Here is an 11,396-nt window from a genome sequence, read left to right on the forward strand (position 1 = left end):
GACATGCCCGCAGCAGCCGCCCCCCGCACACCCCACGCCCAGGTCACCGCCGAGAACGCCGACGCCCCGCGCAAGCTCTACCGCAGCGCCGACGGGCGGATGCTCGGCGGCGTCGCCCGCGGGCTCGCCGGGCACCTCGGGCTGCCCGTGCTCTGGGTCCGGCTCGCCTTCCTCGGCACGTTCCTGTTCGGGGACGGCCTCGGGGTGCTGCTCTACGCCGCGTTCTGGGTCTTCGTACCGCTCGGCATCGGAGGCCGCACCGGGCACCGGTCCTTCTTCGAGACCCTCGCCGACGGCAGCAGGCGGCTGCGCAAACCCGACCGGGGCCAGATCACCGCGCTGATCGCGCTGTTCATCGGCGCGGGCATCTTCATCTCCAAGCTCCAGGCCGGGGACCAGAAGGCCGACCGCTACATCTGGCCCACCCTGCTGGTCGCCGCCGGCGTGGTGCTGGTGTGGCGCCAGGCCGACAACGCCCGCCGCGCCCACTGGAACTCCGCCGCCGGACGCCAGGGACAGCTCCTGCAGGCGGCCCGCGCGCTCGCCGGAGTCGTCCTGGTCGGCGTCGGCCTCACCGTGTTCATCGTCGTACGGGGCTCCGCCGCCCAGCTGGGCAACGTCATGACCGCCACCCTCGCCGTCCTCGTCGGGATAGCCCTGCTGGCCGGCCCCTGGCTGATCCGGATGACCCAGGACCTCTCCGAGGAGCGCCTCATGCGCATCCGCGCCCAGGAGCGGGCCGAGGTCGCCGCGCACGTCCACGACTCGGTGCTGCACACCCTCACCCTGATCCAGCGCAACGCCGAGGACGTCGGCGAAGTACGGCGGCTGGCCCGCGCGCAGGAGCGCGAGCTGCGGAACTGGCTGTACAAGCCGGAGGGCACCGGCAAGGACGAGGCCGAGGAGCCGGACACCCTCGCCGAGGCCGTCAAGAAGACCGCCGCCGACGTCGAGGACCACCACGGCGTGCCCATCGAGGTCGTCGTCGTCGGTGACTGCCCGCTCGACGAGAAGCTGGCGGCGCAGGTCCAGGCAGCGCGCGAGGCGATGGTCAACGCCGCCAAGTACGGTGGCGACGGCGGGCCCGTCCAGGTCTACGCCGAGGTCGAGGGGCAGACCGTGTTCGTGTCCGTACGGGACCGGGGCCCGGGCTTCGACATCGACGCGGTACCGGACGACCGCATGGGCGTACGAGAATCGATCATCGGCCGGATGCAGCGCAACGGTGGGACCGCGCGGCTGCGGTCCGCGCCCGACGGCGGCACGGAAGTCGAACTGGAGATGGAGAGGGCGGCGAAGCCGGCATGACCGAGGACAACGCGAACACCAGCGGCGAGACCAGGAGGGTCAAGGTGGTGCTCGTCGACGACCACCGGATGTTCCGTACGGGCGTGCAGGCCGAGATCGGCGAGACCGCGCGCACCGGCGTCGAGGTCGTCGGTGAGGCCGCCGATGTCGACCAGGCCGTCACCGTCATCACCGCCACCCGGCCCGAGGTGGTGCTCCTCGACGTCCACCTCCCCGGCGGCGGCGGGGTCGAGGTGCTGCGGCGCTGCGCCCCGCTGATGACGGCGGCCGAGAACCCGGTGCGGTTCCTGGCGCTGTCCGTGTCGGACGCGGCCGAGGACGTCATCGGTGTCATCCGGGGCGGTGCGCGCGGCTACGTCACCAAGACCATCACCGGCACCGACCTGGTCGACTCGGTCTTCCGCGTGCAGGACGGGGACGCGGTGTTCTCGCCGCGGCTGGCGGGCTTCGTCCTCGACGCGTTCGCCTCGACGGACGCGCCGCCGGTCGACGAGGACCTGGACCGGCTGACCCAGCGCGAGCGCGAGGTGCTGCGGCTGATCGCGCGCGGGTATGCGTACAAGGAGATCGCCAAGCAGCTCTTCATCTCGGTCAAGACGGTCGAGTCGCACGTCTCGGCGGTGCTCAGGAAGCTCCAGCTCTCCAACCGGCACGAGCTGACCCGGTGGGCGACGGCGCGCCGGCTGGTCTGACGCGGTCCGCCCCGGGCCGGGATCCGGGCCGGGGTTCACGCCGGGCGCTCACGCCGGGCGGGAGGCGCCCGCCCACGGCATCGAGCTGATCGGCGCGACCCGCACCGGAGCCCCGGGGTGCGGGGCGTGGATCATCTGGCCGTTGCCGACGTACAGGCCGACATGGCTCACCCCGGAGTAGAAGAACACCAGGTCACCGGGGGCGAGCTGGTCGCGGGAGACCCGGTGTCCCGCGTTGATCTGGGTGTACGTGGTGCGGGGGAGGGACACCCCGGCCGCCTGCCAGGCCGCCTGGGTCAGCCCCGAGCAGTCGAAGGAGCCCGGCCCGGTGGCGCCCCAGACGTACGGCTTGCCGAGCGCGCCGTAGGCGAAGGCCACCGCCCTGGCCGCGCGCGAGCCGTCACCGGGGGGCGCGGGCGCCACGGCCAAGGCCGCGGCGGACCCGGGGGAGGCGATGGATCCCGCGCCCTGGGCCTCGTACCGGGCGCGCTCCTCGGCCGTGAGCTTGGCGAGCAGCTGCTTCGCGGCGTCGAGCTTGCCCTCGATGACCTTCTTCTGGCCGGCGAGTTCGGCCTCGCGGGCGCGCAGCTCCGAGAGCCGGCCCGCCGCCTTGTCGCGCAGCCGGCCGACCTCGTCCAGCTGGCGCCGTACGGACGCCACCTCGGCGGCGTTGCGGTCACCGGCCCGGGAGATGAACGCGGCCCGGTCGAGGTAGTCCTGCGGGTCGTCGGCGAGGGCGAGCTGGACGGCGGTGCCCAGGCTCCCGCTGCGGTACTGCGAGGCGGCGAGCGAACCGAGGGCGCTGCGCGCCGTGTTCAGCCGGTCGGTCTTGCGGGCCGTCTCGTCGCGCAGGTCGGTCAGTGACTTCTGCGCGGCCTCGGCCTTCTCCTTCGCCCCGTTGTACTGCTCCGTCGCGGCCTCGGCCTCTTCGTAGAGCCGGTCCACCTGGGCCTTGACCTGGTCCGGGGTGGGCTGGGGATCGGCCTGCGAGGTGCCTTCGTAGGCGGTGGCGGTGGCAGCGCCCGCCAGGGCGAGGGTGGCGGCGGTGCGGAGGGTGCCGCCGGAGAGGAGCGGGCGCTGCCTGGGCTTTCGATGACTGGCCACGGGGGCCTCACGTCCTTCCCTGCTGATCCGTCGGGCGGGTCTTGGGGGAGGACGCTAAACCTGAAAGTAACGGCCCGATGACGGAATGACAGCAACTGCCCGGATCCGTCCGGAGCCGACCTGGTCCGACCGGTCAGTGCCAGAGAACGGCGATAAAGATATTGGTGATGGTCAGAGCGCCGACCGCACCGAACAGACCCTTCTCGATCCGCTCCTCGTCGCGCTTGACGTAGACGAGCGCGAGGATCACGAACAGGACCGCGAGCTTGACGCCGATCTTGATGTTGTCGACGCCGCCGCCGTCGATCTGGCGGAACCCGACCAGGGCGACGCCGGTGAGCAGCATGGTCAGAGCGCCGTGCAGCATCGCGGGCACGAAGCGGGCGGTGCCCGCGCTCATCGCCTTCATCTGGGTCAGGAAGCCGCCGAGGAGCGAGGCGATCCCGATGATGTGGAGGCCGAGGAAAATGTTGATGAGTACGGACATGGGTTCGAGCCTACGGGGTGGGGGTCGGACCGAATTTCCGGGGCCGGGACCGGCTGTCGGTCCCTGGCCCTAGACTCGGAAGGCGATGAGCAGCCTCTTTGACGACAGTTTCCTGGCGGACCTCACCCCCTCTCACGAGGAGCCTCCGCCGCCGCCCGAGGACCACGCCCCGGAAGCGGGCGCCGACGACCTCTTCGGGGGTCGCTTCGACGCGCCCATGAGCGGGGACGCGTACTACCGGGGCGGGTCCCCCCGGCCGGTGATCGACCCCGAGGCGCTGCTCGTCGGCCTCAACGAGGAGCAGCGCGCCGCCGTCGTGCACGCGGACTCCCCGCTGCTGATCGTGGCCGGCGCCGGCTCCGGCAAGACCCGGGTCCTGACCCACCGCATCGGGCACCTGCTGGGCGCCCGAGGGGTGCACCCCGGGCAGATCCTGGCGATCACCTTCACGAACAAGGCCGCCGGTGAGATGAAGGAGCGCGTCGGGGAGCTGGTCGGCCCGCGCGCCAACGCGATGTGGGTGATGACCTTCCACAGCGCGTGCGTGCGCATCCTGCGCCGCGAGTCCAAGCTCCTCGGCTTCACCTCGTCCTTCTCGATCTACGACGCGGCGGACTCGAAGCGCCTGATGGCGCTCGTCTGCCGGGACCTCGACCTGGACCCCAAGCGCTTCCCGCCCAAGTCGTTCAGCGCCAAGGTCTCCAACCTGAAGAACGAGCTGATCGACGCCGAGGAGTTCGCCGCGGCGGCGGTCGACGGCTTCGAGAAGACCGTCGCCCAGGCGTACGCGATGTACCAGGCGCGGCTGCGCGAGGCCAATGCCCTCGACTTCGACGACATCATCATGACCGCGGTGCACCTGCTCCAGGCGTTCCCGGACGTCGCCGAGCACTACCGGCGCCGCTTCCGCCACGTCCTGGTGGACGAGTACCAGGACACCAACCACGCGCAGTACACCCTCGTGCGTGAGCTGGTCGGCACCGGATACCCGGACCTGCCCCCCGCCGAACTGTGCGTCGTGGGTGACGCGGACCAGTCGATCTACGCCTTCCGCGGCGCGACCATCCGCAACATCCTCCAGTTCGAGGAGGACTACCCGAACGCGAAGACGATCCTGCTGGAGCAGAACTACCGCTCCACCCAGACGATCCTCTCCGCCGCCAACGCGGTCATCGAGCGCAACGAGAACCGCCGCCCGAAGAACCTGTGGACTCAGGCCGGCTCGGGCGCCGGCATCACCGGCTACGTCGCGGACACCGAGCACGACGAGGCGCAGTTCGTCGCCGACGAGATCGACCGTCTGACGGACGCGGGCGACGCGAAGGCGGGCGACGTCGCCGTCTTCTACCGCACCAACGCCCAGTCGCGCGTGTTCGAGGAGATCTTCATCCGGGTCGGCCTGCCCTACAAGGTCGTCGGCGGCGTGCGGTTCTACGAGCGTAAGGAGGTCCGGGACGTCCTGGCCTACCTGCGGGTGCTCTCGAACCCCGAGGACGCGGTACCGCTGCGCCGCATCCTGAACGTACCCAAGCGCGGCATCGGCGACCGCGCCGAGGCGATGATCGACGCGCTGTCGCTGCGCGAGAAGATCACCTTCCCGCAGGCGCTCAAGCGGGTGGACGAGGCGTACGGCATGGCCGCGCGCTCGACCAACGCGGTCAAGCGGTTCAACGTGCTGATGGAGGAGCTGCGCACGATCGTCGACTCGGGCGCGGGCCCGGCGGTGGTGCTGGAAGCGGTCCTGGAGCGTACGGGGTACCTCGCCGAGCTGCAGGCCTCGACGGACCCGCAGGACGAGACGCGGATCGAGAACCTGCAGGAACTCGCGGCCGTGGCGCTGGAGTTCGAGCAGGCGCGGGCGGCCGCGGCAGCGGCGGCGGATGCCGCTCCGGCCACGGACGCGGCGGGTACGGCTGCCGGGGCCGCGGGTACGGCCACGGATGCGGCGGGTACGGCCGCCGACGCAGGGGCCGACGCCGATCCGGACGCCGGGGTCGCGGCTCCGGTGGTGGGGCCGGGCACGCTGGCGGAGTTCCTGGAGCAGGTCGCGCTGGTGGCCGACTCCGACCAGATCCCGGACGAGGACACCGAGGGCACGGGTGTCATCACGCTGATGACCCTGCACACCGCCAAGGGCCTGGAATTCCCGGTGGTCTTCGTGACCGGCATGGAGGACGGGGTCTTCCCGCACATGCGGGCGCTCGGACAGACCAAGGAGCTGGAGGAGGAGCGGCGCCTCGCGTACGTCGGGATCACCCGCGCGCGCGAGCGGCTGTACCTCACCCGCTCCGCCATGCGCAGTGCCTGGGGCACCCCCTCGTACAACCCGCCGTCGCGGTTCCTGGAAGAGATCCCGGACCAGTACCTCCAGTGGAAGCGGACCGGGGCACAGAAGCCCGCGGGCCCGATGCGCAGTGCGTCCGGATCCGGATTCCGCTCGGGTGGCGGTGGCGGTGGGGCCGGCTTCGGGACGTCGCCCGAGTCGTTCCTGTCGTCCGCGCGCTCCAAGTCCGGCCCCTCGGGCTTCGCGACGCGCCGGACCTCGGACAAGCCCGTCATCACGCTGCTGGTGGGGGACCGGGTCACGCACGACCAGTTCGGGCTGGGCACGGTGATGGAGGTCAAGGGCACCGGCGCGGACGCGCAGGCCACCATCGACTTCGGCGACGAGAAGCCGAAGCGGCTGCTGCTGCGCTACGCGCCCGTGCAGAAGCTGTAGGACCTGGTCCTGGTCAGCTGTAGGACCTGGTCCTAGTTCGGGTCGAGGCCGTGGGTGCGCAGCCACGCCTGCGGGTCGATCGGGGACCCGCTGTCCGGGCGCACCTCGAAGTGCAGGTGCGGGCCGGTGGAGTTGCCGGAATTGCCGGAGTACGCGATGACGTCGCCGGCCTTGATCTTGCCGGACCGGATCTTGGTGCTGCTGAGGTGGCAGTACCAGGTCTCGGTGCCGTCGGGCGAGACCACGATGGCCATGTTGCCGTAGGCGCTGTTCCACTGGGTGCGCACGGTGCCGTCGGTGGCGGACATGACCGGCGTGCCGTAGGAGACCGGGAAGTCGATGCCGGTGTGCACGGACATCCACATGCCGCCGGCCTGTCCGAAGCCCGCGCTGAGGCCGTGCTGTTCGACCGGGAGGGAGAACTTGGGGCGGGCCGCTTCCTTGGCCGCCGCCTCCTCCGCGCGCTTCTTCTTCTCGAGGTCCTGGCGTTCCTTGAGGTCGATGCGCTCCTGGGTGCGGCTGGCGCGGTCCGCGAAGTCGCCCGCATCGGCGCTGAGCGCGGTGAGCTGGGTGTCGAGCTTGCTGTTCGCGGCGACCGGCTTGACCGAAGCGGGGTCGGGCGCGGCCATCGTGGTGGTCTCGTTGGACGGCTTGTCGCCGGTGGGGAGCCCGCCCACGGCGGCGGCGGCCACACCCGCGACCCCTATGACACAGACCGAGGGGACGGCGACGGTCAGCAGCGCGGACCGCTTCGCCGGGGACCGGCGGCGGCTGTTGCCCCCGCCGCCTCCGTTGGCCGCGCCGTTGTCGCCGCCGTGGCCGGTGCCGTTCCCGCTGCCCTTGGCGGGCGCGGCCCGGCGCGCGGAGCGCGGCACGGGCGGGGTGGTGGCCATGGTCTGGGTGGGCAGTTCGGCGTGCGCGGCGGCGGCCTGACCGGCCTCACCGTTCTCACCGCTCCGTTCGGTCTGCCCGGTCCCGAAGTCCTCGGACGGCAGGGGCTCGAAGACGGCGGTGGCCGGGCCGGACTCCGGCGCGGCCTCGTACCCGACACCGGCGCCGTACGTCGCGGCGTACGCGTCCTCGTACGAGCCGTCGTAGGCGGGGGTGACGGTGGTGGCGTCGTACTCGTACGGGTACTGGTACGCGGCCTCGGGCTGGAGCGTTGCGGGCAGTTCCTCCGCGGCCACGGTGTTCCAGGCGGTGGCGTCGTAGGCGCCGGTCTCGGTGCCCGTCGTGCCGTAACCGGGCATCGCCCAGTGGCCGGAGCCGGTCTGGTCGCCGGTGGAGGCGCCGGGGTCGTAGCCGAAGGAGGCCGGCTGGTACTCCGTGGTCCAGGCGCTCGAGTCCCACTGGCCGCTGGTGTCCTGGGCGGCGGCCTGGGTGGGGATGCTGGAGAGGTAGCCGTCCTGGGCGGGGGCGTTCCACGCGGTGGTGTCGTAGCCGCCGGTCTCGTAGGTACCGGTGCCGGTGCCGGCCTCGTACGAGGCGGCGTAGGCGCCGTAGTCGTACCCCTGGCCCTGCGTCTCGAAGGACGCGTACGACACATCGCCGGCGAAGGTGGTGGTGGAAAGGCCGTCGTATCCGTTGTCCGGATACTGGCCCGACGTGGGGCTGTCGTTCACCAACATCTCTTTCGCCTCGGCGGTGGGGAGCCTGGGTGGCCGGGGGGTGCGGGTACCCCGGGGAGAGCAGTGGCGTGACTGTACCCGTCGGTTACTGGCAACGACAATCTTCCAGGGGTTCCCGAGTTTCCGGAACCGGGCATTCGGCCGTCTTTCGGTCGCACGAAGACACAGCCTTGGCCCTGGGTTCGAAATCCGTTCGACTGGCGGGCGTTCTCCGTTCAGGCGACGGAGGCGGCTCCCGGGGCGGCCGGGGCTAGGCGCGCCGGACCGTCGAGGGCGCGGTGGACCGCCGCGATGACCGCCGGATGCGTGGTGAGCGCGAGGTGTCCGATACCCGTGACCTGGATGTTTTCCGCTCGGAGGTCGGGATGTTCGAGCCGGGCCGTCTCCACGGGGACCATCAGCTGGTCGAACTCGCTCCAGAACGCGACGAACCGGGTCCGGCAGCCGGGTGCGGGCGCGGCCAGCTCGGCCATCACCGAGGAGCCCGGGCGGATCTGACGGATCACGGGGTGCGCGCCCGCGCGGGGAGCCACCCGGGTGCCCGTGTGCGGAGTACCGAGAGTGACGAGAGTGCGGATCCGCGTGTCACCGCCGAGGCGCTGGACGTAGTACCGGGCGATGAGTCCGCCGAGGCTGTGCCCGACCAGATCCACCCGCTGCGCTCCGGTGCGCTCGCACAGCTCCTCGACGTGCGCGGCGAGCCGGCGGGCCGCCGCGCGCAGGTCGAAGGTGAAGGGCGAGTAGTTGTACGTCTCCACCCGGCGGTGGCCGCCCTTGCCGAGGGCGCGGCGCAGCAGGACGAACACCGAGCGGTTGTCGTTGAACCCGTGCAGCAGCAGCACCGGCGGCCGGGCCCCCGGGGCGGCGTCGGAGCATGCGCGGCGACCGCGCGCCGGGCGTTCCGGGAGGATCCCGGTCGGGTAGAGGAGCACGTGTCCGGCGAAGACGAACAATTCGAGCGCGGCGGCGCGCAGCGCGGCGCCGGACGCGGGTGCGGATGAAAGTACGAATGGCAGCCCCATCGACGGCCTCCCCCTGGCGGCTTCCGGGTGTGGCTGTCGGCGCTCGGGGCGCAGCTCCCCGTGCCTGCTGCGTGGCCGCCGCGCCCAGCCGCCGTGCCGTGCGGCTGACGGCACGGTGGCGGGGCGATTCGACGCGGCTCCCCTCGCGACCGACGGTGCGGACGTCCCGAGTGAATCAATGCTGTCCCACGTGTGATTTCCCCCTCCCGGTTGACCGCGAAACGGCGGCGTGCGCGATGCTGTACTTAACGTTCGTTCACTCGGGAGGCAGTGCGATGGGTGTGACCGGTCCGATCCGTGTGGTGGTGGCCAAGCCGGGTCTTGACGGCCACGACCGTGGCGCCAAGGTGATCGCGCGAGCCCTGCGGGACGCGGGCATGGAGGTCATCTACACCGGCCTCCACCAGACCCCGGAACAGATCGTGGACACCGCCATCCAGGAGGACGCCGACGCGATCGGCCTCTCGATCCTCTCCGGCGCCCACAACACGCTCTTCGCGCGCGTCCTGGAACTCCTGCGGGAGCGCGAGGCGGAGGACATCAAGGTGTTCGGCGGCGGGATCATCCCGGAGGACGACATCGGCCCGCTGAAGGAGAAGGGCGTGGCCGAGATCTTCACCCCGGGCGCCACGACCACCGCCATCGTCGACTGGGTCCGCGCGAACGTCCGCCAGGGCTGAGCCCGCGCCCGGCCCGGGGCATCCCCTCGCCCCGGCCTGGGCATTTCCGGCCTCGCCGGCGTATGAGGCGCCGCCGGGGGCACCACAGCCGGGAACCGGCCCCCTGCGTCCACCTCAATCGCCGGGCGGCTGATGTCGCCTCCGGCGGCGCCTCAAACGCTGGCGGGGCTGAGATGGCCCCCGGGGTTGCGATGGCCCCCGGGGCTGCGATGGCCCCGCGCCGCCGTGGGTCAGGCCGACGGGGCTGCGATGGGCCCCGGGGCTGAGATGGCCCCCGGGGCTGCGATGGCCCCGCGCCGCCGTGGGTCAGGCCGACGGGGCTGCGATGGCCGCCGGGGCGGGGGTCAGTTCCGACAGCATCGTCGCGCGCAGGCGCAGGGTGGACACCAGGCGCTGGAAGGCCTCGGTCCAGTACGCCTCGGCACCCGGCGTGACCTCCGCGGCGGCGGAGGTGTCGCCGCCGCGCCCCGCCTCCCCGGATATCTCCGCGGCCCGGGCCACCGCCAGCAGCGACTCCAGCCGGTCGGCCGCCGCCGGGTCGAGGCAGCGCTCCGCCAGTCCCATCACCCCGCTGAAACTCCACGGGTAACTCCCCGTGTTCCGCGCCGTGTCCAGGGCGTCCACCACCGCCTCGCCCAGCTCCCCGGCCCACGGCACCCGGCACACCCCGAGCAGCTGGAACGCCTCCGACAGCCCGTGGGTCCGGACGAACTCGGCGACCCACCCCGCCCGTTCCCCCTCGGGCAGGGTCTCCAGGAGCTTCGCCCGCTCGGCGAGCGAGGCCGTGGCGGGCCCCGCGGCGGGCGGCGCGGACGCCGAGCCGAGCAGGGCCTTCGACCAGAGCGCATCGCGCTGGCGGACCGCCGCCCGGCACCAGGCCGCGTGCAGCTCCTCGGCCCAGCCCTCGGCCACCGGCAGCGCCAGGATCCCGGCCGGATCAAGCCCCCCGAACCGCTCCCGCCAGCAGGCCAGCGGAGCCGCCTCCACCAGCTGGGCCAGCCACCAGGCCCGCTCCCCGCGCCCGGCAGGCGGCCGCTCGACCACCCCGTCCCGCTGCATCCCCGCATCGCACTCCACCGGCGGGACCACCCCCTCCGGGCCCACGCAGGCCAGCGCCCGCTCCGCCATCCGGCCCGCCAGCGCGGACCCGGGCAGCGCGGAGAGCAGCTCGGCCGCCGTCGCCCGGACATTGCGGCTCCGGTCGCCCAACGCCCGTTCGAGGAAGGGCTCGTCGCCCTCCGACAGGCCCGCGCGCAGCGAATCGAGGAACATCAGCCGGTCCTCGGCCCGCTCGGTGGCCCAGGTGGTCGCCAGCAGCAGCGGCGCGGCCGCCGCCTCGTGCGCCCGGACCAGGCCCAGCAGCGCCACCCGTTCCGCGAACAGCCCTTCCTGCCACAGGCGTTCCACCCCCGCCCGGTCGTCGGGAGCGGGCAGCTCACCGCTTCCGGCGCCGCCGCGCAGGGCGAACCGCCACTCCGGATTGAGCCGCGCCAGCCACCGCCCCCGCCCCCCGGCGAGCGCCAGCGCCTGCGGCCGCAGGTCCGTACGGGCCCGGGCCGCGTCCAGCAGCGCGGGCACCAGGGCTGCGGGCGCCCGGTACCCGTGCCGCACGGCGGCGGCCAGCCACTGCGGCAGCAGCTCCGTCAGATCCGGCGTCGCCCCGCGTCGCCCGCCACCGCCCCCGGCGGTACGGCCCGCCAGCAGCTGCGCGAGCCGTCGCCGCGCGGCCTCCGGCGGCGCGGGCCGCGGATCCGGC

9 protein-coding genes are annotated in these 11,396 nt (G+C 72.7%); 4 read left to right on the top strand and 5 right to left on the bottom strand.

Features of this window, described 5'->3' with window-relative positions; all coding sequences use genetic code 11:
• Positions 1 to 3: 3 nt before the first annotated feature.
• Positions 4 to 1,308, top strand: coding sequence for an ATP-binding protein (locus tag ABT084_RS33505; RefSeq protein ID WP_351052210.1), 1,305 nt, complete (start codon positions 4 to 6; stop codon positions 1,306 to 1,308).
• Positions 1,305 to 2,000, top strand: coding sequence for a LuxR C-terminal-related transcriptional regulator (locus ABT084_RS33510; protein WP_351052214.1), 696 nt, complete (start codon positions 1,305 to 1,307; stop codon positions 1,998 to 2,000). Before ABT084_RS33505 ends, ABT084_RS33510 begins: the two co-directional genes overlap by 4 nt.
• A gap of 48 nt (positions 2,001 to 2,048) precedes the next feature.
• On the opposite strand, the gene ABT084_RS33515 is transcribed toward ABT084_RS33510, so the two are convergent.
• Together ABT084_RS33515 and ABT084_RS33520 are read right to left on the bottom strand one after the other, a co-directional pair.
• Positions 2,049 to 3,104, bottom strand: coding sequence for a C40 family peptidase (locus ABT084_RS33515; RefSeq protein ID WP_351052217.1), 1,056 nt, complete (start codon positions 3,102 to 3,104; stop codon positions 2,049 to 2,051).
• Positions 3,105 to 3,237: 133 nt separating this feature from the next.
• Positions 3,238 to 3,591: a hypothetical protein gene (locus tag ABT084_RS33520; RefSeq protein ID WP_351052220.1), complete on the bottom strand. Its 354-nt coding sequence runs from the start codon at positions 3,589 to 3,591 to the stop codon at positions 3,238 to 3,240.
• An 85-nt stretch (positions 3,592 to 3,676) separates the two neighbouring features.
• Between ABT084_RS33520 and ABT084_RS33525 the strand changes: the two genes are divergently transcribed.
• On the top strand, positions 3,677 to 6,310 hold the full coding sequence (locus ABT084_RS33525; RefSeq protein ID WP_351052223.1) for an ATP-dependent DNA helicase: 2,634 nt from the start codon (positions 3,677 to 3,679) through the stop codon (positions 6,308 to 6,310).
• 32 nt (positions 6,311 to 6,342) lie between these two features.
• Here the strand turns inward: ABT084_RS33525 and ABT084_RS33530 are convergent, their stop codons facing one another.
• Positions 6,343 to 7,938 (bottom strand): M23 family metallopeptidase, encoded by a 1,596-nt coding sequence (locus tag ABT084_RS33530; RefSeq protein ID WP_351052226.1) that lies wholly within the window; start codon positions 7,936 to 7,938, stop codon positions 6,343 to 6,345.
• Between the two features lie 215 nt (positions 7,939 to 8,153).
• Complete coding sequence (locus tag ABT084_RS33535; protein WP_351052229.1) at positions 8,154 to 8,960, bottom strand: esterase/lipase family protein; 807 nt, start codon at positions 8,958 to 8,960, stop codon at positions 8,154 to 8,156.
• Positions 8,961 to 9,235: 275 nt separating this feature from the next.
• Here ABT084_RS33535 and icmB point away from each other — a divergent pair, with 275 nt between their 5' ends.
• Positions 9,236 to 9,640 (top strand): coenzyme B12-dependent isobutyryl CoA mutase small subunit, encoded by a 405-nt coding sequence (gene icmB, locus ABT084_RS33540; protein ID WP_351052232.1) that lies wholly within the window; start codon positions 9,236 to 9,238, stop codon positions 9,638 to 9,640.
• A 306-nt stretch (positions 9,641 to 9,946) separates the two neighbouring features.
• Here icmB and ABT084_RS33545 read toward each other — a convergent pair.
• Positions 9,947 to 11,396: DUF5691 domain-containing protein (locus ABT084_RS33545; RefSeq protein WP_351052235.1), on the bottom strand; the 1,450-nt coding region annotated here is incomplete at its 5' end.

The organism is Streptomyces sp. NPDC002138 (genome assembly GCF_040296485.1).
In the GTDB taxonomy this organism is placed as follows: domain Bacteria; phylum Actinomycetota; class Actinomycetes; order Streptomycetales; family Streptomycetaceae; genus Streptomyces.

Excerpts from the sequence above, each read along its gene's own strand:
- ABT084_RS33525 (WP_351052223.1), top strand. The coding sequence starts at position 3,677 with ATGAGCAGCCTCTTTGACGACAGTTTCCTGGCGGACCTCACCCCCTCT.
- ABT084_RS33530 (WP_351052226.1), bottom strand. The coding sequence starts at position 7,938 with ATGTTGGTGAACGACAGCCCCACGTCGGGCCAGTATCCGGACAACGGA.
- ABT084_RS33510 (WP_351052214.1), top strand. The coding sequence starts at position 1,305 with ATGACCGAGGACAACGCGAACACCAGCGGCGAGACCAGGAGGGTCAAG.
- ABT084_RS33505 (WP_351052210.1), top strand. The coding sequence starts at position 4 with ATGCCCGCAGCAGCCGCCCCCCGCACACCCCACGCCCAGGTCACCGCC.
- ABT084_RS33535 (WP_351052229.1), bottom strand. The coding sequence starts at position 8,960 with ATGGGGCTGCCATTCGTACTTTCATCCGCACCCGCGTCCGGCGCCGCG.
- icmB (WP_351052232.1), top strand. The coding sequence starts at position 9,236 with ATGGGTGTGACCGGTCCGATCCGTGTGGTGGTGGCCAAGCCGGGTCTT.
- ABT084_RS33520 (WP_351052220.1), bottom strand. The coding sequence starts at position 3,591 with ATGTCCGTACTCATCAACATTTTCCTCGGCCTCCACATCATCGGGATC.